Here is a 20,874-nt window from a genome sequence, read left to right on the forward strand (position 1 = left end):
CGACCAACTCAAGGAGTGTTCACCATGCGTAACAATGTTCTGTCGTACCTGCTGCTGCCGCTGTTCGCCAGCCTGTCCTTTTCCCTGAACGCCGCCCCGGCCAGCGCCACGGCGATGCCCGAGCCGGTGCCGGTGGTAAGCCAACAGCAGGCCCACCAGCCGCAGCGGCTGGACCTGAACACGGCCGATGCGCTGACTTTGCAGACGGAGTTGAACGGCATAGGGAAGGCCAAGGCCGAGGCCATCGTGGCCTACCGGGAGGCCAATGGGCCATTTGCTTCGGTGGATGAGCTGCTGGAGATCAAGGGGATTGGGAACGCGTTGCTGGAGCGTAACCGGGACAAGGTAATGGTGGAGTAAGCGGGGGAGGAGGGTGAGCCCGGTGGTTTGGGGTTGCCTTCTGGAGCTTGGGGCCGCTTTGCAGCCCATCGCGACACAAGGCCGCTCCCACAAGGGGCCGCGTATCTCCTGGGGGAGCGGCTAGTGTCGCGAAAGGGGCGCAAAGCGCTCCCAGCAAATATCAAACAAAACAATAAGTTAATTATTTGTTTTGCGATGCGTCAAAATATCGCCTGAAGAGGTGGCTTTTAAGCCCTTTACTTTGACCTTTTAGCGGTCTTGCGCATCCTTGGCATCCGCTTCGGCGTTGCGCTCATGCACCTTGCGCAACTGTTCTTCGGTCAGTGGCAATTTTTTTGCCGTGTCGCGCAGCAGCATCAGCCCACCGACGATCGAGCCAAGGGCTATGATGAGTATCAGCCAGGCATACCAGGGCATTGTCGTTCTCCTTTGCTGGTGATGGGCAGCGCTTGTACGAGTGTTGAGCAATTGCCCGCTCCGTTGGTTCAATTATAGGAGCCTGCCACTGCCAGGCCAATTCCGTGACCCATGGGCCCCAAAGCCCGCGTCACTTCGTTTACAATGCGCGCCGTTTTCGACTTGCCAAGAGACCCTGCCCATGTCCGCCTGCCAGACGCCCCTGATCGTCGCCCTGGATTTCCCTACCCGTGAGGCCGCCCTGAAGCTGGCTGACCAGCTTGACCCTGCGCTGTGCCGGGTGAAGGTTGGCAAGGAGCTGTTCACCAGCAGCGCTTCGGGCATTGTCGAAACCCTGTGTGACAAGGGCTTCGAAGTGTTCCTGGACCTCAAGTTCCACGACATCCCCAACACCACGGCCATGGCGGTGAAGGCCGCTGCCGAAATGGGTGTGTGGATGGTCAACGTGCATTGCTCCGGTGGCCTGCGCATGATGGCGGCCTGCCGTGAAGAGCTGGCCAAGCGCAGCGGCCCGCAGCCGTTGCTGATTGGCGTGACCGTGCTGACCAGCATGGAGCGTGAAGACCTGGCCGGTATCGGGCTGGATGTCGACCCGCAAGAGCAGGTGCTGCGTCTGGCGGCGCTGGCCCAGAAGGCTGGCATGGACGGTTTGGTGTGTTCGGCGCTGGAGGCCCCGGCGCTGAAAGCGGCGCACCCGTCGCTGCAACTGGTGACCCCGGGTATTCGCCCGGCGGGCAGTGCGCAGGACGACCAGCGCCGTATCCTCACCCCGCGCCAGGCACTGGATGCGGGCTCGGATTACCTGGTGATCGGCCGGCCGATCAGCCAGGCCGCCGACCCGGCGCAGGCGTTGGCTGCGGTGGTGGCGGAAATTCGTGGGTAACTAGCCCGCGCTGTGAAGAAAGGCCGGCACGAAAGTGCCGGCCTTTTTTGTTTGGCTTGGTGCATGCACCGCCTTGGCGGTGATCGCCGGCAAGCCGGCTCCCACAGAAGAGCGCAGCCTCACAGGCAGAGCTGGACCTGTGGGAGCGGGCGAGTCAGCTTTTGGATTTTGGGTTGTTTCCCTCAAAACCTGTCAGTGCAGTTTGTTCTTGGCCAGTTCGATGTCGTTCATCAGGGCCTTGGCCATGGCCAGCAGGTAATCGGCGGAGCCCAGCAGTTTATGGTCATCTTCCATGTCGCCGTCGCGCACGAGGTGCTTGATGTAGCCCAGCAGGACTGACACGTGCTCGTAGGCATCATCGATCGGTATGCCGGGTTGTACGCGGAGCAGGTCCAGGGTGGGGTTGCCGGCTTCGAGGAAGGTTTCCAGGCCTGCGGTTAGGATGGGGGAGGGGGTGTACTGTTTCATGGTGAAAATCCAGTGCGTGACGAGGAGCAACCACCCGGATCTTTCTCACGGACAAAGGTGGCAGCCATTGCGCGGGGTGAGAAACCGGTGCACTGACGCCGGCCAAGCCGAAGCCTGCCCGCGAATGGCTGCCATTGAACAGTGGAGCAGCAGTGCATAACAGGTTCTCACACCCGGTCACCAACATGGCGACCCGGTGAAGTTATCCCTGAGGGATTTCCCCGACAATTCAGCTGCTTCCGACCGCTGCGTAGGATAGTTCGCTTGTTGCTTCAAGCTGAAGCGGTGGGGGCAAGGTTCAGGAAAGTCTGACGATTCTGGAGGGGCTGACAGGTGTACGCCTCAAGTGCCGTAGCGCCTGTTAGATCGAGCGCCGCGCGGGCGGCGCTCGATCTCACAGGCACTGCAAAACCCAAGGCATGCGCCTGGACGCCCAAACGTAATCCGCAATCAAACCTTGAGCACCAACTTGCCAAAATTCTCACCACAGAACAGCTTCAACAAGGTCTCGGGGAAGGTCTCCAGCCCTTCCACCACATCTTCCTTGCTCTTCACCTGCCCGCTGGCCAGCCACCCGGCAATCTCCAGCGCGGCCTTGCCATAGTCCTTGGCGTAATCCATCACCACAAAGCCTTCCATGCGCGCGCGGTTCACCAGCAGCGACAGGTAGTTGGCCGGGCCTTTCACGGCGTCCTTGTTGTTGTACTGGCTGATCGCGCCGCAAATCACGATGCGTGCCTTGAAGTTGATGCGGGTCAGCACAGCGTCGAGGATGTCGCCGCCGACGTTGTCGAAGTACACGTCCACGCCTTGTGGGCATTCGCGCTTCAGGCCGGCCAGCACGTCTTCGGCCTTGTAGTCGATCACTCCGTCAAAGCCCAGTTCGTCCTTCAGGTACTGGCATTTCTCGGCGCCACCGGCAATACCGACCACCCGGCAGCCTTTGATCTTGGCAATTTGTCCGACGATGCTGCCCACCGCGCCGGCTGCGCCGGAAATGACCACGGTATCACCGGCCTTGGGCTGGCCGACGTCGAGCAGGGCGAAGTAGGCGGTCATGCCGGTCATGCCCAGCGCCGACAGATAGCGGGGCAGGGGCGCCAGGCTGGGGTCGATCTTGTGCAGGCCCTGGGGCTCGCCAGTGAAGTAGTCCTGCACGCCAAGGGCGCCGCTTACATGGTCGCCCGGCTTGTAGTCGGGGTGGTTGGAGGCAACCACTTCGCCAACGCCAAGCGCGCGCATCACCTGGCCCAGGGCCACGGGCGGTATGTAGGACTTGCCTTCGTTCATCCAGCCGCGCATGGCCGGGTCCAGCGACAGGTACAGGTTGCGCACCAGCACCTGGCCTTCGCCGGGTTGTTCGGCGGGTACGGTTTCGAAACTGAAGTCGTCACGGCGCACGGCGCCGACCGGGCGTTTGGCGAGCAGGAAGCGGCGGTTGGTGTGGGTCATGGCAGGTCCTTGTGGGCAGTGGAGGGGGAGGCGATAAATCTACCCTGTTGATATAGGCAGGTCCTTAACATCACTGACAAGCATGGTAGCCCAACCGGTGGGGTGATGATGCTGCCCGGCCGGGTGGTGGCTGACTATGCTCTGAAGCCCACCAAGCACGCTTTGGAGCACGCGATGAGCATGACCTTTTCCGGCCAGGTAGCCCTGGTCACCGGCGGTGCCGCCGGCATCGGCCGGGCAACCGCCCTGGCTTTCGCCCAGGAGGGCCTGAAGGTGGTGGTGGCCGACCTTGACCCGGTCGGTGGCGAGGCCACTGTCGCCTCGATCCGTGCGGCGGGCGGCGAGGCGCTGTTCATTGCCTGTGACGTTACCCGCGACACCGAGGTGCGCCAGCTGCATGAGCGCCTGATCGCCGCCTATGGGCGGTTGGACTATGCCTACAACAACGCTGGTATCGAGATAGAGCAGGGCCGCCTGGCCGAGGGCAGCGAGGCGGAGTTCGATGCCATCATGGGTGTTAACGTGAAGGGTGTGTGGTTGTGCATGAAGTACCAGTTGCCATTGCTGCTGGCCCAGGGCGGTGGGGCCATCGTCAATACCGCTTCGGTGGCGGGCTTGGGTGCGGCGCCGAAGATGAGCATCTACAGCGCCTCCAAGCACGCGGTGATCGGCCTGACCAAGTCGGCGGCCATCGAGTATGCCAAGAAGGGTATCCGGGTGAATGCCGTGTGCCCGGCGGTGATCGATACCGACATGTTCCGCCGCGCCTATGAGGCCGACCCACGCAAGGCCGAGTTTGCCGCTGCCATGCATCCGGTGGGGCGCATTGGCAAGGTCGAGGAAATTGCCAGCGCCGTGCTGTACCTGTGCAGCGACGGCGCGGCGTTTACCACCGGACATTGCCTGACGGTGGATGGTGGGGCCACGGCGATCTGACCCGATATTGGTGTGGCCTTCTTCGCGGTTAAAACCGCCCCCACTTCAGGGCCGGTGATATTCCTGTGGGAGTGGGTTTACCCGCGAAGAGGCCCTGGCAGGCCACCACAATGTCAGCGCAACCACAACGCACCCCACCACCAACACCCCACCAAACACCAACAACGCCAACCGCGACCCCAGCCGGTCACTCAGGAACCCGGTAAAGATTACCGGCAGGCTGAACCCCAGGTACGCCAGCAAGAAGAACCCGGCACTGGCTCGTGTCTTCTGGCTGCCGGCCAGTTGGTTCACTGCCGCTAGCCCCCCCAGGTAGATAAACCCGTAGCACGCACTGCTGGCCGCTACTGCACCCAGCAACACCGCGCCCAACTGCCCACCGTCCGCACCCCAGGCCAGCACCGCATAGCTGCACGGCAATATCATCAGCCCCAGCAGCGTGGCTGTACGGCTGCCGAGGCGCCGCGCCATGGGCTGGAACAACAGCCCGCAGCTGATCACGCAAAAGGTCGAGAAGCCCGACCAGGCGTTCAGCCCATGCTGGCGCAGGATGCCTGGCAGCAGGGCGATAACCACCCCCGAGCAGGCCCACGCTAGCAAAATGGCCAGGCCATAGCCCACGCTGCCACGCGGATAGCAGGGCAGGCGCAGCATGGGGATGCGCTGTGCCGGACATGTGTCGGGCAGTCGCCACACCAGCAGAATGGCCAGCGTTGCCAGCAGCAGTTGCAGGTGGAAGCTGCCCGGCGTCAGGCTGGGGCCACGCAACAGGAACAGGCTGGTCAGCGCCGCGCCCAGGCCAAAGCCCATAGAGGTGCTGGCAGTGACCCATGTGGCGGCGCGAGGGTCATGCTCGCTGCCCATCAGCTCGCCCATGTAGGCGGTTGCCGTGGCGGTTGCCAGGCCCGTGCCCACACCCAGGCACATGCGCGCCAGGCCCAGGGTTTGCAGGCTGGGGGCCAGCAACATCAGTCCGGTGGCGAGCATCGACAGGGCCAGGGCGGCCAGAATCAGCGGCCGGCGCCCAACCCGGTCGGCCAGCCCGCCCAATGCCAGCAGCACGGGCAGCACGCCCAGCACGTAGCCGGAGAAGGCAGTCGCCGTGGCGGCGGCGCCTTGGCCGGAAAGGTCGGCGTAGGTGATGTACAGCGGGGCCGGCAGGTTGACTGCCAGGGTGATCAGACAGAGGGCGAAGGCCAAACGGGCCGGGGCGGAGTGCATGGTAGAGATCCTGGTTCTGTGGTGTCGCCCTTTCACGGGTACTGCACCGCTCTCCGGTTGGGTGCGATCCCTGTGGGAGCGGGTTCAGCCGCGAAAGGGCCTGGCCTGCCCACTCTGATGCCAGCCCATTCCCCTCACCAGACACACCACCAACCCTTTTATGCTTAACTGTTCGCTCAAAACCAGCGAACACTTGCCCCATGCACTTGCCCCTAGACCGCACCAGCCCTACCCCGTTGGTGCAGCAACTCACTGACCGCCTGCAAACCTGGATCGACCAGCAGCGCCTGCGCCCCGGCGCGCGCCTGCCGTCAATCCGGGCCTTGGCCCGCAGCCAGGCGGTCAGTGCGTCGTGTGTGATCGAAGCCTACGACCGCCTGGTCGCCAGCGGTTGGCTGGAGGCCCGCCACGGCACCGGCTTTTTCGTCGCCGAGCGCAAACCCGGCGTGGCTGCGGAGGACGCCCAGCCCTGGGGCGAGACCGGTGACGGTAGCTGGCGGCAGTTCCGCGAGGGCCATGATGAATTGCTGAAACTAGGCTGCGGCTGGCTGCCCAGCAGTTGGCGCGCCGCCACTGAACTGGCCCAGGCAGTACGCCAGGTCAGCCGCGGTAACCCGCAGGACCTGTTCGACTATTGCCCACCGCTGGGCCTGGCCAGCCTGCGCCAGCAACTGCACAGGCGCCTGGCGCAGCTTGGCATCGCTGTCGGCCCCGAATGCATCCTCACCACCCACGGCGCTAGCCACGGCCTCGATCTGTTGGTGCGCACCCTGCTGCGTCCGGGCGACACGGTGCTGGTGGAAAACCCAGGCTACTACAACCTGTACAACCTGCTGCGTCAGCACCAGGTCCACATGCTGCCGGTGCCACGCACCGCCGAAGGCCCGGACCTGGCCACCCTCGAAGCCCTGCTGGCGGCGCACAAGCCGCGCTGCCTGTTCATCAACAGCCTGTACCACAACCCCACCGGCACCAGCCTGACGCCGAAGGTGGCCTACCGCCTGCTGGAACTGGCCCGCGAGCACGACCTGCGCATCATCGAGGACGATATCTATGCCGACTTCCAGGAGGGGCCGGCCACCCGGCTGGCCACCCTCGACAGCGAGCAGCGGGTGATCTACATGGCCAGCTTTTCGAAAACCCTCAGCAGCTCGCTGCGGGTCGGCTACCTGGTCGCCGACCCGGTGTTGCTGGCGCGTCTGGCCGAATTCAAGATGGTCAGCGGCATCGGCACTTCGCGCTTTGCCGAGCAGGTGGTGGGGCAGATGCTGGCCAACGGCAGCTATCGAAAGAGTGTGCAGCGCCTGCGCATACGCCTGGGGCAGCACATGGCCAGGCTGCTCGGCCAGCTGGAGCAGGCGGGCTGGCAGGTGTTCTGCGAGCCTTACGGCGGCATGTTCGTCTGGGCTCGGGTGCCGGGGCGGGATTTCGCCAGCCTGGAGCGCCTGGCACTGGAACACGATGTGCTGCTCACCCCCGGCAGCGCCTTCGATTACCAGAGTGCGGCCAGCGATTGGGTGCGCATCAATGTCGCCTACGGGCAGGACTCCCGCGCCCAGGCCTTCATTCAGCACGCAGGGCGACCTCTGCCAAGCTGATAGCGACACGCTCATAGCTATTTGACACTATTCTGACGCCAGGCCCTTGTTCATCGGCTGGCAACGTTGCCACCCTTGGCCTTCGGGATAACCTCGCACGCAGAAGGGGAATCGGCATGGGCGCGAGCAAGCACGGTGTGCTGGCCAACCTGGGCATGGCCCGCAAACTCGGCCTGGGCTTTGCCCTGGTGCTGGTGCTGACCCTGGCGGTGGCGGCCATTGGCATTGCCGCGCTGCACAGCGTTGGCCAGCGCTTCGACAGTTTGCGCCAACTGGCCCAGTTCAATACCGACCTGCTGCGCTTGCGCCAGCACGAGCAGGCCTTTGCCCTGCGCTCCGACATGCAGCAGGCCGAGGCATTGCGCAGCGGCCTGCAGGGCCTGGCCGAACGCGCCCGTGGCCTGCCGGCGCTGGCGGCGGCGGAAACCGACCTGGCGGCCTATGGCCAGGCATTCGAGGCCTTTGTCGAGGCGGTGCAGGCCAAGGAACTGGCGCTGGACATGGCCAGCTGGTCGGTGTCCAGTGTGGCCAACAACCTTGACGTATTGCAGGCAGGCCTGGCCGATGACGGCGTCTACACCCTGAAGCAGTCCCAAGGCCAGCAGGGCGGTGCGTTTCTCGAACAGGCCGCGCAGGTGGCGCAGGTGTCGCGGCTGATGCTGCAGGCCATGGACGAAGCGCGGGTGCGCCTGGAGAAAAGCCGCAAGGGCGAAGAGGGCGTAAGCCAGGAACGTATCGCCCAGACCATCGAGGCCGCCAGCCTGGTCAGCCAGTTGCAGGGCGCCGTCAGCGATGCCGGCTACCAGAGTGTGCTGGGCGAAGTGGCGGGGCACATTGGTAGTTTCTCGGAAAAACTCAACGAATACACCGACCAACTGGCCCGCGAGCAAGGGTTGAAGGCGCAGTTGCAGGCCAGTGCCGAACAAGTCACCAGTCGGGTCGACCAGGCCTACCTGGGGCAGGAGCAGACCCTGCAGGGCGAACTGCAACGCAATGCCGTGGCCATCAGCCTGGCCACGGCATTGGCGTTGCTGGTGGGTGTGCTGGCTGCCTGGCTGATCACTCGCGCCGTGGTCGGGCCGCTCAAGCATGTGATTGCCCGCGCCCAGCGCATTGCTGCCGGCGAGCTGGGCTTTGATGCCCAGGCGCCACGCCGTGATGAAGTAGGGCAACTGATGCAGGCCATGCAGCAGATGGCAGCAGGCCTGTCGGACATTGTCAGCGGTTTGCAGCAAGGTATCGAGCAACTGGCCGGCAATGCGCAGGCGCTGTCGGCGGTGACCGAGCAGACCAACCGCGAGGTGGGCAGCCAGAGGGAAGAGACCGAGCAGGTGGCCACTGCCATGCAACAGATGACCGCCACCGTGCACGATGTGGCGCGCAATGCCGAAGAGGCGGCGCAGGCGGCCCAGGCTGCGGATGATAAAGTTGATTCCGGGCAGCAGGTGGTGCGCCAGAGCATGCAACGCATCGAGCAACTGGCGGCGGCGGCAGAGACGGCCAGCGCCAGTATCGACAGCCTCAGTGCCGAGATCCACACCATTGGCGATGTGCTGGAAGTGATCAAGAGCGTGGCCGAACAGACCAACCTGCTGGCGCTGAATGCTGCTATCGAAGCAGCCCGGGCTGGTGAGCAGGGGCGTGGCTTTGCCGTGGTCGCGGATGAAGTGCGTGCGCTGGCGCGGCGTACCCGGCAGTCTACCGAGCAGATCGAGACCCTGGTCGCCAGCTTGCGCGGTAATGCCCAGCAGTCGGTGGCGCAGATTCGCGGCAGTACCGAGTTGGTGCGTTTAGCGGTGGCTGATGCGTTGCAGACCGAAAGCGCGCTGGGCAGCATTGCGGCAGCGGTGTCATTGATCCAGCAGATGAACCAGCAGATTGCCGCTGCGGCCGAGCAGCAGAGCTCGGTGGCCGAAGAGATCAGCCGCAGCGTCACGCAGATCCGCGGCAGTGCCGATCAGGCGGCGTTGGCGATGCAGGACAATGCCCGGTCGAGTGTCGCGCTGGCGCAGCTGGGTACCGACCTGAAGGGGATGGTGGGGCATTTCAGGCTTTAGGTGCCTGGCGTGGGATTTTCGTTGGTGTTGAGATCGAGCGCCGCCCGCGCGGCGCTTCGCGGGGCAAGCCCGCTCCCACATTTGTTGCAACGTGCCGAACCTGACAGGCCATGGTTGCCAGCCTTGGTGGGCTGGCTGGATTTCTGAGTTGGCACTGTTGCCGCCTTTCCTGTCTCAAGCCATGCACCAAGGCTGACAACGCTTCTCCCACAGGCATGGTCACGTTGCAACAAATGTGGGAGCGGGCTTGCCCCGCGAAGCGCCGCGCGGGCGGCGCTCGATCTCAACCCCACCCCAATCTATCGTCATACCCTACGTGGGTTCAAAATCACCAAGGCCAGCACCCCCGCCACAATCCCCCAGAACGCCGAGCCGATCGAGAACAAGGTCAGGCCCGAAGCGGTAACCATGAAGGTAATCAATGCCGCCTCTCGCTCACGTGCCTCGCTCATGGCCACGGTCAGCCCGTTCATGATCGAGCCGAACAGCGCCAGCGCCGCAATCGACAGCACCAGCTCTTTAGGTAACGCCGCAAACAGCGCCGCCAAGGTCGCGCCGAACACCCCGGCAATACCGTAGAAAATCCCGCACCACACCGCCGCGGTATAACGCTTGGCCGGGTCTTCATGGGCATGCGGCCCGGTGCAGATCGCCGCGCTGATCGCCGCCAGGTTGACCCCGTGCGAGCCAAACGGTGCCAGCAGCAGCGAGGCAAGGCCGGTGGCCGAGATTAGCGGCGAAGCAGGCACCTGGTAGCCGTCCGCACGCAGCACGGCCACACCCGGCATGTTCTGCGAGGTCATCGCCACCACGAACAGCGGAATGCCAATGCTGATGGTCGCCGCCAGCGAGAAGCTTGGCGTAGTCCATACTGGCGTGGCCGCTTCCAGGCGGAAGCCGCTGAAGTCCAGCAGACCCAAGGCGCCGGACAGCGCCGTGCCCACCAGCAGCGCGACCAGCACGCAATAGCGCGGCGACAGGCGCTTGACCAGCAGGTAGCTGAAGAACATGCCAAGTACCAGCAAGGTGCGGTGCTGGGCGGCAACGAAGATTTCGCTGCCGATCTTGAACAGGATGCCCGCCAGCAGCGCCGAGGCCAGCGAGGCCGGGATGCGTTTGACCAGGCGTTCGAAGCTGCCAGTCAGGCCACAGACCAGCACCAGCACGGCGCAGGTGATATAGGCGCCGATCGCCTCGCCATAGCTGACCCCGCCCAGGCTGGTGATCAGCAAGGCGGCGCCGGGGGTGGACCACGCCACGGTGATCGGCGTGCGGTAACGCAGCGACAGGCCGATGCTGCACACCGCCATGCCGATCGACAACGCCCAGATCCATGACGAAATCTGCGCGCTGGTCAGCCCGGCTGCCTGGCCGGCCTGGAACATCAGCACCAGAGAGCTGGTATAGCCGGTGAGCATGGCGATAAAGCCGGCGACCACCGCCGACGGGGAGCTATCTGCCAGGGGCCGCAGGCGTGCGGAAGTGGCTTCGATCATGAACAAAATCCTTGTAAAGGTGTAAGCAGTTTTTTCAGACTACAGCGAGCAGGGTTGATCCTTGCCATACAGCGACCATTGCTTTTAGCCGTACAGTCGCCAACTATTGGGCGCAAATGCAGAACTGCACAGGCAGCCACAAGAATGGTGCCCGCTTTTGTAGGAGCAGCCTTGTGCTGCGAAGAGGCCGTTTCAGCCCATGCAGGTGCTGCGCCTGTAACGGCCTCTTCGCAGCACAAGGCTGCTCCTACAGGGCAAGGCCAGATCTTTGGCATAGAGGGGGAGAGGGGGAGAGGGGCGATGTACAAGGTCTATGGCGACTACCAGTCGGGCAACTGCTACAAGGTCAAGCTGATGTTGAGCCTGCTGGGCCTGCCGTATGGATGGCACCCGGTGGACATCCTCAAGGGTGAGACCGAAACGCCCGAATTCCTGGCGATGAACCCCAACGGCAAGGTGCCGGTGCTGGAGCTGGAAGACGGCAGCTATCTGTGGGAGTCCAATGCCATTCTCAACTTCCTGGCCGATGGCAGCGAATTCCTGCCCACCGAGCCACGCCTGCGCACCCAGGTGTTGCAGTGGCAGTTTTTCGAGCAGTACAGCCATGAGCCGTATATTGCCGTGGCGCGTTTCATCCAGTTCTACCTGGGGTTACCGGACGAGCGCCTGGAGGAGTACCGCAAGCTGCACAAGGGGGGTTACAAGGCACTGAGGGTGATGGAGCGGCAGCTGCAGATGACGCCGTATCTGGTCGGCGAGCAGTATTCGATTGCCGATGTGGCGTTGTATGCCTACACCCATGTGGCGCAGCAGGGCGGGTTCGATCTGGCCGACTACCCGGCAGTGAGGGCCTGGCTGGAGCGGGTCAGCAGCCACCCGCGGCATGTGCCGATGGTGGGCTGATCTTTAGCCTGTACCGGCCTCTTCGCGGGTAAACCCGCTCCCACAGGGAAATCACAGGGCCTGAGGGCAGCGGAGTACCTGTGGGAGCGGGTTTACCCGCGAAAGGGCCAGTACAGGCCACCTGCAAACGGTCAGGCCGACGCGAACCGCTCATCCAGGTAGGCAATGATGGCCTTGGACTCATACATCCAGGTCACCTTGCCCGCCTCTTCGATGCGCAGGCACGGCACTTTCACCCGGCCGCCACCTTCCTGCAGGGCCTGGCGGTGCACCGGATCGTTTTTGGCATCGCGCAGCGCCACCGGCACGTTCAACCGGTGCAGGGTGCGGCGGGTCTTGACGCAGAACGGGCAGGCGTGGAACTGGTACAGCGCCAGGCCCTTGGCCGCTTGCTCGACGCGGGCCTGGGCGGCGGCGTCGCGCTTGCGCTTGGCCGGGCGGCTAATCCAGTCGCCGAAGACGATGAGCTGGCCGAGGCCAACCCGCAGGGCTTTGACGATCATGGGCAACTCCTGAAATGAAAAAGCCGACCCGGCAGGGTCGGCTTGGGGTCAGCAGCCAATCACTTGATCAGGCTGAGGAACTCGCTGCGGGTGGCGGCGTTTTCGCGGAACTCACCCAGCATCACCGAGGTGATCATGGTCGAGTTCTGCTTCTCGACACCGCGCATCATCATGCACATGTGCTTGGCTTCGATGACCACGGCCACACCGGCGGCACCGGTTACCTGCTGCACCGCCTCGGCAATCTGGCGGCTGAGGTTTTCCTGGATTTGCAGGCGGCGGGCGTACATGTCGACGATGCGTGCCACCTTCGACAGGCCCAGTACCTTGCCCTTGGGCAAGTAGGCCACGTGCGCCTTGCCGATGAACGGCAGCATGTGGTGTTCGCACATCGAATACAGCTCGATGTCCCGGACCAGCACCATTTCGCTGTTGTCAGAGCTGAACAGCGCGTTGTTGGTGACTTCTTCCAGTGTTTGTTCATAACCGCGGCAAAGGTACTTCATCGCCTTTGCAGCCCGCTTGGGCGTGTCGAGCAGGCCCTCACGGGAGACGTCCTCGCCAATCTGGCTGAGGATCTCGGTGTAGTTCTGTTCCAGGGACATGGATCTACCTGTGGGAAAAAATCGCAAAAACGAAGGGTACGGCGGTGAGGGCGGCGCTGCAAGCGCGGCGTTACTCGTCGCGGCCTTCGAGCATGGTTCGCTTGAGCATCACATACACCGCGCCGGTGCCGCCGTGGCGGGCGTTGCACGAGGCAAAACCGAGCACCTGCGGGTGCTGGCGCAGCCAGGTGTTGACGTGGCTCTTGATCATCGGGCGCTTGCCGTCCAGGCGCGCGGCCTTGCCGTGGGTAACCCGCACGCAGCGCACTTCCAGTTTGGTGGCTTCGGCGATGAAGTCCCACAGGGTTTCGCGGGCCTTTTCCACGGTCATGCCATGCAGGTCGAGGCTGCCCTCGAACGGGATCTGCCCCTGCTTCAGCTTGCGCAACTGGCCTTCCTGCACGCCATCACGGCGCCACAGCAGCTCGTCTTCGGCGCCAACGTCGATGACGAACTGGTCGGACATGCCGTCGATCACCAGCGCCTTGTCACTGCGCACGGTCGCCGCCTGGCGCAGGCCGGCCAGCTGCTGGCGGTCGGCCTTGGGCTTGCCGACTTCGGCGCGGTCGTGCCTGATCGGTTTGACACCGCGCACTTCGGCCTTGAACAGGGAAAAATCGTCGTCTTGCATGATGCCTCCACGTGGGCGGCGTAGTTTACGCGACTGTGGGGCCTTGTGCAGCCTGTGCGGGCCCTTCGCGGGTAAACCCGCTCCCGCAAGGACCGCGTCAGCAGCGCCTCAATCGTGTTTTTTCATCAGGTGCGGCGACAGGTTCAGCTCCCGCCCACGGCGCAGGCGAATGCGGCTGCGCCGCCAGAAGCGCACGCCCAGCCACAACAGTAGCAAGCCGGCCCCGGTGAGGATGCTGGCCAGCGGTTTGTTGGCATTGAGTTCCGCCAGGGCAGGGTAGTTGCCCAGCAGGCCGGCCACGCCGGCCATCGCCAGCAGCACGCCAAGGGTTGCCAGCAGGGCCGACAGGCCGGCCGCCAGGCGGGCGCCCCAGTTACGCGGTTCGCGCGGGCGCAGGCGCTTGGCGTCGAAACTGCCTTTGAGCTTCATTCCGCTCTCCTTTGTGGATATCCGGAATTCGACCTGGGGCCGCCCATCGGGTTCCGCCCGGCTGCCGGGCGGTCGTGCCCAGCCGCTTAGATCAGGCTGGCGGTGGGGGCCACGCAAGCGAAGTTGTCGGCCATCACGGCCATTTCGCACTGGTGGATCTGCGCGGCCGGGATCACTCCATCCTTGAATGCCAGGTCGCGAGTCGCCGAGGCATCTTCAACCAGGGTGCAGCGATAACCATAGTCCTTGGCGCGGCGTACGGTGGTGCTGACGCTGGAGTGGCTCATGAAGCCGCAAACGATCAGGTCCAGGTGGCCCAGCGCCTGCAGCGTCTCATGCAGCTGGGTGTTCTTGAATGCGTTGGGCATGCGTTTTTCGATGACGATTTCACCTTCCAGCGGCTCCAGCCCCGGAATGAACTGGCCGGCCGGCCCTTGTGGGTCGAAGCGGCCACCGACAGTGCCCAGGTGGCGAACATGGATGATCGGACGGCCGCTCTTGCGCGCGGCGTCGAGCAACCTGGCGATGTTGGCCACGGCCTCGTCCATGCCCGACAGCGCCAGGGGCCCGCTGAGGTACTCCTTCTGCGCATCGATGATGATCAGGCTGGCGTGGCTCAGCTTGGCCGGCGGGTAGTCGCGGCCAGTGAGGCGGAACATCGTGGTTGGAACGGACATCAAGGGCTCCTTGGATAGGGCTTTTGTATACCTATTGTCCCCTGCCTTGGCGCCAATGGGAATGGTTGACAACGCAAGCGGCATGGTTACTGGCTTGTGGCTAGCCATTGGGCAGGTCAAAGGAACAAATGTACGGGTGGGGCTGTTAGACTTTGGTCCGGTCTGAATTAGGAGTACCCCGTGATCACATCCCGTCTGCGCACGCTGCGCGACTACATCCGCTGGGCGGTCAGCCGCTTCCACGAGCACGACCTGTTCTTCGGCCACGGTGCCGACAACGCCTGGGACGAGGCCCGCCTGCTGGTACTGGGGGCGGTGCACCTGCCGTGGGAAGTAGCCGACAGCTATCTGGACTGCATGCTAGAGGACGATGAGCGGGTACGCCTGCAGCACCTGCTGAAGCGCCGTATCGAAGAACGCGTGCCGGCCGCCTACCTGCTGGGCGAAGCCTGGTTCTGCGGCATGTCGTTTATCGTTGACGAGCGCGTGCTGGTGCCGCGTTCGCCGATTGGCGAGCTGATCGAGAAGCGCTTCGAACCATGGCTGGCGAGCGAGCCGGCGCGCATCCTCGACCTGTGCACCGGTTCTGGCTGCATCGGCATCGTTGCCGCTGACGTGTTCCCCGAGGCCGAGGTGGTGCTGGCCGACCTGTCGTTCGATGCGCTCGAAGTGGCCAACCAGAACATCGAGCGCCACGGCCTGGACGGGCGCGTGTACACCGTGCAGGGCGACGGTTTTGGCGGTTTGCCGGGGCAGCGTTTCGACCTGATCCTGTCCAACCCGCCGTATGTCGATGCCGAGGACTTCGACGACATGCCGGCCGAGTACCACCACGAACCCGAGTTGGGCCTGGCCTGCGGCAACGATGGCCTGGACCTGGTGCGGCGCATGCTGGCCGAAGCGGCGGACCACCTGACCGACAAGGGCTTGCTGATTGTCGAGGTGGGTAACAGCCAGGTGCATGTCGAGGCGCTGTACCCCGAGGTGGACTTTGCCTGGCTGGAATTCGAGCGCGGCGGGCATGGGGTGTTCATGCTGACTGCCGAGCAGTGCCGCCAGCATCAGGAACTGTTCAAGGCCCGCGTCTGATTCCAGGGCCTCTTCGCGGGTAAACCCGCTCCTACAGGTATGGCGTTGCCCTCAGGTGCGACGCGGTCCCTGTGGGAGCGGGTTTACCCGCGAAGCAGGCAACGCGGTGTCAGCGCGTGGCAATCCAGATCAGCAACCCCGCCTGGAACACTGCAAACGCCACCAGGCAAGTAATGGTAAAGCGCAACCCGCTGTCTTCACGCTGGTACTTGGCCACCCGCTCATCGCGCTCACGCAGTTGCCCTTCCTTCTCCTGCAACTGCTGGTCAGCCTGCTGCAGCAGGCTGGCAGCATCCAGTATCTCCACCCGCTGCAAGCGCTCGCTGTTCCACGCGCCCTTGAGCTGGCCCACCGTCATTTCCACGGTACGGCCCTTGAGGTGCTGGCTGTCCTCGTACTCCACCTCGATACCCACCCCGCGCAGGCAGTGATCCCGGCGCAGACGCGAGTCTTCGTTCAGCGCATCCTTGCTCGGCAACGCCATGCCCTCGACCCGGTAGTGCGACCACTTGCGCTGCAGCCACTGCGCTGCCTGGGCCAGCAGGAAGCGGCCGATGCCACGGTTCAACGGTTCCAGGTGCAGGCCATGTCCACCGCCGATGCGCACCAGGCGTTCGGTATGGTCGACGCGGATGTCCAGACGGTTCTGCTCCTTGTGTACCATCTGGCCCGGAAGTTTGATTTCCATGCGCAGCAGGCTGTGAGCCTTGTCGTGGCGCTCGGCATAGCCGAACTGCACAAAGCGCAGCGGCCGTGCGCCGGTGCTGCGGTCGGTGGGCAGGGCGGCCAGGCGCAGCAGCTGGAAATGTTCGGCGGTCAGCTCGGCCCAAGGAAGGGCAGGGCTTTCCTGAGGTTCTTCGGCCGGCTCTGCGGCGACGGGGGTGGTTGTCATCAGGGCTTGTCCTCGGCTATGCCCGCTGTATCGGCAGGCGTGTCCGAGACCTGAGCCCGTTTACCTCACGCCGAAGGCAAATGCTGGATGAACGTCACAATCCGTTCACCCAGCTCTCGCGCCAGCGGCAGTTCGGGGTTGAGGTAGCTGTCGCGCTGCTGGCTCATCGCCCTGGGGCTGATGCGCAGCATGTGGTTCATGCCATCGATCAGCACCAGCTGCGCATCCGGCTTGGCCGCCTTCAGCCGTTCGGCGTCGACTACGCCCACCTGCACGTCGTTGCGCCCCTGCACGATCAGTGCGGGCATGGACAGGCGGGCAAAGGCCGCCGCCGGGTTCTGTTGGAACAGCGAAATCAGGTAGGGCTGCACGCTGGGACGGAACACCTGGCGCAGCGGCGCCGGCACCTCCAGGCTGGTCTGCCCGGCCTGCAGGCGGTCGAGCAGGGCGCTGCCACCGGCCAGTTGTGCCGGCGGCAGGCGCTGGGCCAGCTGTTCGCGCAGCACCTCGGCCAGCGGCCGGCCGCTGCCGGCCAGGGTGATCACCGCGCTGGCGCCTGCCTGCTCGGCGGCCAGGCTGGCGATCAGTGCGCCCTCACTGTGGCCGATCAGGATCAGCGGGCCAAAGCGCGGGTCGGCCTTGAGCTTGTGGCTCCAGGCGACCACATCGGCCACGTAGCGCTCCACGCTGAGGTCACGCTCGTCCGGCGTGGCCGGCTGGCTGGCGGCCACCCCGCGCTTGTCGTAGCGCACGCTGGCGATGTGCTCGTTGGCCAGCAGCAGGGCCAGGCGCTTGAGGTTGTCGACCCGGCCTGATGCCGGGTTGTTGCCGTCACGGTCGGTTGGGCCGGAGCCGGCGATGATCAGCACTACCGGTGGTGGGGTGGCCTGTTGCGGCAGCAGCAGGCTGCCGTGCAGCACGCCCTGGCCGGTGTCGAGGTCGATCGGGCGTTGCAGCACGGTGGGGGCGGCCTGGGCCAGGCCGGTACACAGCAGGAAGAACAGGGCGACTAGGCGCGACATCATGCGGTACTACATGGGGAGATGAGGGTTTGACCCAGTGTTCGTGGGAAGGTTCGAAGGGGAGGTTGCCTGTGCTGGCCTCTTCGCGGGTAAACCCGCTCCCACAGGTACAGCACAATTTTCGCATCTTGTGATGACCCTGTGGGAGCGGGTTTACCCGCGAAGAGGCCAGCACAGGCGATCAATCCATCTGTATACTGCCGCTTTCGTTCACTTCAGGCAGATCTCGCGGAGCGTCCATGTCCGGCAATACCTACGGCAAGCTGTTCACTGTCACCACCGCTGGCGAGAGCCATGGCCCGGCGTTGGTCGCCATTGTCGATGGATGCCCACCGGGCCTGGAAATTTCCCTCGCCGACCTGCAGCACGACCTTGACCGGCGCAAGCCTGGCACCAGCCGCCACACCACCCAGCGTCAGGAAGCCGACGAGGTGGAAATCCTCTCCGGGGTGTTCGAAGGCCGCACCACCGGCTGTTCGATCGGCTTGCTGATCCGCAACACCGACCAGAAGTCCAAGGACTACTCGGCGATCAAGGACCTGTTCCGCCCGGCCCACGCCGACTACACCTACCACCACAAGTACGGCATCCGCGACTACCGCGGCGGTGGCCGCAGCTCGGCCCGTGAAACTGCCATGCGCGTGGCTGCCGGTGCCATCGCCAGGAAGTACCTGGCCACCCAGGGCATCACCGTGCGCGGCTACATGAGCCAGCTGGGCCCGATCGAAATCCCGTTCAAGTCCTGGGAGTCGGTGGAGCAGAACGCTTTCTTCAGCCCTGACCCGGGCAAAGTGCCGGAGCTGGAGGCCTACATGGACCAGCTGCGCCGTGACCAGGACTCGGTGGGTGCCAAGATCACCGTGGTCGCCGAAGGCGTGATGCCGGGCCTGGGCGAGCCGATCTTCGACCGCCTCGACGCCGAACTGGCCCACGCGTTGATGAGCATCAACGCGGTCAAGGGCGTGGAAATCGGCGCCGGCTTCGCCAGCGTGGCCCAGCGCGGCACCGAGCACCGTGACGAGCTGACCCCGGAAGGCTTCCTCAGCAACAACGCTGGCGGCATCCTCGGCGGTATTTCTTCGGGCCAGCCGATCGTTGCCCACCTGGCGTTGAAGCCCACCTCCAGCATCACCACCCCGGGCCGCTCCATCGACATCGACGGCAACCCGGTGGACGTCATCACCAAAGGCCGCCACGACCCGTGCGTGGGCATCCGCGCCACGCCGATCGCCGAGGCGATGATGGCCATCGTGCTGATGGACCACCTGCTGCGCCACCGTGCGCAGAATGCCGATGTGAAAGTGAATACCCCGGTGCTGGGCCAGCTCTGATTCGCCAGTACCGGCCTCTTCGCGGGTAAACCCCCCACGGGAATATCACTGGGCCTGAGGGCAGTGAGGTACCTGTGGGGTTTACCCGCGAAGAGGCTGGCACAGGTCCCCACAAGGCCACCCCATGCAACCAATCCCCTACTGGCGCCTGTCCAGCTTCTACCTGTTCTACTTCGCCCTGCTCGGTTCCACCGCCCCGTTCCTGGCGCTGTACTTCGACCACCTGGGCTTCTCCCCGGCGCGCATCGGCGAGCTGGTTGCCATCCCCATGCTCATGCGCTGCGTCGCCCCCAACCTGTGGGGCTGGCTGGGTGACCGCACCGGCCAGCGCCTGTTGATCGTGCGCCTGGGCGCATTGTCGACCCTGGCTACCTTCGCCCTGATCTTCCTTGGCAAAAGCTACGCCTGGCTGGCGCTGGTCATGGCCCTGCACGCGTTCTTCTGGCATGCGGTGCTGCCGCAGTTCGAGGTCATTACCCTGGCCCACCTGCACGGGCAAACCGCGCGCTACAGCCAGGTGCGCCTGTGGGGCTCGATCGGCTTCATCCTCACCGTGGTCGGCCTGGGCCGGCTGTTCGAGTGGCTGAGCCTGGATATTTACCCGGTGGCGCTGGTCACCATCATGGCCGGCATCGTCGCCGCCAGCCTGTGGGTACCCAATGCCCAGCCGGTGGAACAGGGCGAGCGCAGCGGCGCGGGCGGCTTCCTGCAGCAGCTGCGGGCGCCCGGGGTGATCGCGTTCTACGCCTGCGTGGCACTGATGCAGCTCAGCCACGGGCCGTACTACACCTTCCTCACCCTGCACCTGGAACACCTGGGCTATGCCCGTGGTGCCATTGGCCTGCTGTGGGCCCTGGGGGTGGTGGCCGAAGTACTGGTGTTCATGGGCATGAGCCGCATCTTCGCGCGCTTTTCGGTGCAGCGGGTACTGCTGGCCAGCTTCGTGCTGGCGGCGCTGCGCTGGCTGTTGCTGGGCAACCTGGCCGGTGAGCCGGCGGTGCTGGTGTTCGCCCAGGTACTGCACGCGGCCACCTTCGGCTGCTTCCATGCCGCCAGCATCGCTTTCGTCCAGGCCAGTTTCGGCGCTCGCCAACAGGGCCAGGGCCAAGCGCTGTATGCGGCGCTGTCGGGCACTGGCGGTGCGCTGGGGGCGTTGTATTCAGGCTACAGCTGGAAACTGCTGGGGCCCACCTTCACCTTTGGTATGGCCAGTGCCGCAGCCCTGGTTGCAGCCGTTATCATTGCCCTTTGTTCGCAACCGACCAGGACCCGCCCCTGATGAGCATTCTCAGCGTTTTCCACACCTCCAGCCCGGAACTGCCGAACAAGGTGCTGACGCACCACGACGACATCGCCGCCACCCTGGCCGAGCAGGGGGCGCGCTTTGCCCATGCCGAGCATGGCCTGCGGGTGCGCCCGGGCACGGCCCAGGACGAGGTACTGGGCGCCTGCCGTGGGTACCTGGACCAGTTGATGACGGCGCATGGCAGCAAGGCCTTCGTGGTGCTCAACCGTGACGGTGAGGCCCCGGCACAGGTAGATGTGCGCGATGAGCATGTGCATGACGCCGACGAGGTGTTTGCCGTGGTCAGCGGGCGGGCGCAGGTTGGCCTGCGTTTAGGGGATTGGGTGTATTCGGTGCTCTGTGAGAAGGGGGACCAGTTGGTGGTACCGGCAGGGACTCGGCGCTGGGTCGAGCTGGGCGATGCACCGTTTTGCCTGGCGTTGCGGTTGTATGGCAGCGAGCAGGGGATACAGCCGAAGTTTACCGGGGATGTGACTGCGCGGGCGTTTCTGGGCATTGATGAGTTGTGATGGCTTTGCCGGCCTCTTCGCAGCACAAGGCTGCTCCTGCAGGGCCCGCGCCAGCCTCAGCTTTGCGCTGTACTTGTAGGAGCAGCCTT

Annotated in this window: 22 protein-coding genes; 10 read left to right on the plus strand and 12 right to left on the minus strand. The window is 64.5% G+C overall.

Features of this window, described 5'->3' with window-relative positions; genetic code table 11:
- Positions 1-24 precede the first annotated feature (24 nt).
- Positions 25-360, plus strand: a complete 336-nt coding sequence (locus CAY82_RS13080; RefSeq protein WP_087501570.1) for a ComEA family DNA-binding protein — start codon at positions 25-27, stop codon at positions 358-360.
- A gap of 249 nt (positions 361-609) precedes the next feature.
- On the opposite strand, the gene CAY82_RS13085 is transcribed toward CAY82_RS13080, so the two are convergent.
- Positions 610-777: a DUF2897 family protein gene (locus CAY82_RS13085; RefSeq protein ID WP_010952850.1), complete on the minus strand. Its 168-nt coding sequence runs from the start codon at positions 775-777 to the stop codon at positions 610-612.
- A gap of 181 nt (positions 778-958) precedes the next feature.
- Here CAY82_RS13085 and pyrF point away from each other — a divergent pair, with 181 nt between their 5' ends.
- Positions 959-1,660, plus strand: coding sequence for an orotidine-5'-phosphate decarboxylase (pyrF, locus tag CAY82_RS13090; protein ID WP_012271070.1), 702 nt, complete (start codon positions 959-961; stop codon positions 1,658-1,660).
- Positions 1,661-1,852: 192 nt separating this feature from the next.
- On the opposite strand, the gene CAY82_RS13095 is transcribed toward pyrF, so the two are convergent.
- The gene (locus CAY82_RS13095) at positions 1,853-2,128 is read right to left on the minus strand and encodes a DUF3077 domain-containing protein (protein WP_087501571.1); all 276 of its coding nucleotides are present in this window, start codon (positions 2,126-2,128) and stop codon (positions 1,853-1,855) included.
- A gap of 450 nt (positions 2,129-2,578) precedes the next feature.
- Complete coding sequence (locus tag CAY82_RS13100; RefSeq protein WP_087501572.1) at positions 2,579-3,580, minus strand: NADP-dependent oxidoreductase; 1,002 nt, start codon at positions 3,578-3,580, stop codon at positions 2,579-2,581.
- Positions 3,581-3,754: 174 nt separating this feature from the next.
- Here CAY82_RS13100 and CAY82_RS13105 point away from each other — a divergent pair, with 174 nt between their 5' ends.
- The gene (locus CAY82_RS13105) at positions 3,755-4,516 is read left to right on the plus strand and encodes an SDR family oxidoreductase (RefSeq protein WP_087501617.1); all 762 of its coding nucleotides are present in this window, start codon (positions 3,755-3,757) and stop codon (positions 4,514-4,516) included.
- Between the two features lie 45 nt (positions 4,517-4,561).
- Here the strand turns inward: CAY82_RS13105 and CAY82_RS13110 are convergent, their stop codons facing one another.
- Complete coding sequence (locus CAY82_RS13110) at positions 4,562-5,737, minus strand: MFS transporter (RefSeq protein WP_087501573.1); 1,176 nt, start codon at positions 5,735-5,737, stop codon at positions 4,562-4,564.
- Between the two features lie 200 nt (positions 5,738-5,937).
- Between CAY82_RS13110 and CAY82_RS13115 the strand changes: the two genes are divergently transcribed.
- Both CAY82_RS13115 and CAY82_RS13120 read left to right on the plus strand, forming a co-directional pair.
- A complete protein-coding gene (locus tag CAY82_RS13115; RefSeq protein WP_087501574.1) occupies positions 5,938-7,335 on the plus strand; it encodes a PLP-dependent aminotransferase family protein in 1,398 nt (465 codons plus the stop codon).
- A 116-nt stretch (positions 7,336-7,451) separates the two neighbouring features.
- A complete protein-coding gene (locus CAY82_RS13120) occupies positions 7,452-9,392 on the plus strand; it encodes a methyl-accepting chemotaxis protein (RefSeq protein ID WP_087501575.1) in 1,941 nt (646 codons plus the stop codon).
- A 305-nt stretch (positions 9,393-9,697) separates the two neighbouring features.
- Here the strand turns inward: CAY82_RS13120 and CAY82_RS13125 are convergent, their stop codons facing one another.
- Complete coding sequence (locus tag CAY82_RS13125) at positions 9,698-10,888, minus strand: benzoate/H(+) symporter BenE family transporter (protein ID WP_087501576.1); 1,191 nt, start codon at positions 10,886-10,888, stop codon at positions 9,698-9,700.
- Between the two features lie 300 nt (positions 10,889-11,188).
- Between CAY82_RS13125 and CAY82_RS13130 the strand changes: the two genes are divergently transcribed.
- Complete coding sequence (locus CAY82_RS13130; RefSeq protein WP_087501577.1) at positions 11,189-11,791, plus strand: glutathione S-transferase family protein; 603 nt, start codon at positions 11,189-11,191, stop codon at positions 11,789-11,791.
- 131 nt (positions 11,792-11,922) lie between these two features.
- Here CAY82_RS13130 and CAY82_RS13135 read toward each other — a convergent pair whose 3' ends face one another.
- From CAY82_RS13135 to CAY82_RS13155, 5 genes are all read right to left on the minus strand, one after another.
- Entirely contained in the window at positions 11,923-12,294 is a 372-nt protein-coding gene (locus CAY82_RS13135) for a glutaredoxin (RefSeq protein ID WP_019473979.1), read from the minus strand.
- Between the two features lie 59 nt (positions 12,295-12,353).
- Entirely contained in the window at positions 12,354-12,899 is a 546-nt protein-coding gene (gene folE / locus CAY82_RS13140) for a GTP cyclohydrolase I FolE (protein ID WP_051101386.1), read from the minus strand.
- 70 nt (positions 12,900-12,969) lie between these two features.
- On the minus strand, positions 12,970-13,530 hold the full coding sequence (locus CAY82_RS13145) for a Smr/MutS family protein (RefSeq protein ID WP_087501578.1): 561 nt from the start codon (positions 13,528-13,530) through the stop codon (positions 12,970-12,972).
- 108 nt (positions 13,531-13,638) lie between these two features.
- Positions 13,639-13,959: a hypothetical protein gene (locus CAY82_RS13150; protein ID WP_087501579.1), complete on the minus strand. Its 321-nt coding sequence runs from the start codon at positions 13,957-13,959 to the stop codon at positions 13,639-13,641.
- Positions 13,960-14,045: 86 nt separating this feature from the next.
- Positions 14,046-14,636, minus strand: a complete 591-nt coding sequence (locus CAY82_RS13155; protein WP_025338152.1) for a cysteine hydrolase family protein — start codon at positions 14,634-14,636, stop codon at positions 14,046-14,048.
- 180 nt (positions 14,637-14,816) lie between these two features.
- Here CAY82_RS13155 and prmB point away from each other — a divergent pair, with 180 nt between their 5' ends.
- The gene (prmB, locus tag CAY82_RS13160; protein ID WP_087501580.1) at positions 14,817-15,725 is read left to right on the plus strand and encodes a 50S ribosomal protein L3 N(5)-glutamine methyltransferase; all 909 of its coding nucleotides are present in this window, start codon (positions 14,817-14,819) and stop codon (positions 15,723-15,725) included.
- 109 nt (positions 15,726-15,834) lie between these two features.
- Here the strand turns inward: prmB and CAY82_RS13165 are convergent, their stop codons facing one another.
- Positions 15,835-16,617: a hypothetical protein gene (locus CAY82_RS13165; RefSeq protein ID WP_087501581.1), complete on the minus strand. Its 783-nt coding sequence runs from the start codon at positions 16,615-16,617 to the stop codon at positions 15,835-15,837.
- A 65-nt stretch (positions 16,618-16,682) separates the two neighbouring features.
- Positions 16,683-17,642 carry an alpha/beta hydrolase gene (locus CAY82_RS13170; RefSeq protein ID WP_087501582.1) on the minus strand — a complete coding sequence of 320 codons (960 nt, stop codon included), beginning with the start codon at positions 17,640-17,642 and terminating at the stop codon, positions 16,683-16,685.
- Positions 17,643-17,878: 236 nt separating this feature from the next.
- Between CAY82_RS13170 and aroC the strand changes: the two genes are divergently transcribed.
- From aroC to CAY82_RS13185, 3 genes are all read left to right on the plus strand, one after another.
- Entirely contained in the window at positions 17,879-18,970 is a 1,092-nt protein-coding gene (gene aroC / locus CAY82_RS13175) for a chorismate synthase (protein WP_087501583.1), read from the plus strand.
- Between the two features lie 124 nt (positions 18,971-19,094).
- Positions 19,095-20,249 (plus strand): MFS transporter, encoded by a 1,155-nt coding sequence (locus CAY82_RS13180; protein WP_087501584.1) that lies wholly within the window; start codon positions 19,095-19,097, stop codon positions 20,247-20,249.
- Entirely contained in the window at positions 20,249-20,785 is a 537-nt protein-coding gene (locus tag CAY82_RS13185; protein WP_087501585.1) for an oxidase, read from the plus strand. The genes CAY82_RS13180 and CAY82_RS13185 overlap by 1 nt, the downstream gene beginning before the upstream one ends.
- The last annotated feature ends 89 nt before the right edge of the window (positions 20,786-20,874 follow it).

The organism is Pseudomonas sp. SID14000 (assembly GCF_002165135.1).
Lineage (GTDB): Bacteria > Pseudomonadota > Gammaproteobacteria > Pseudomonadales > Pseudomonadaceae > Aquipseudomonas.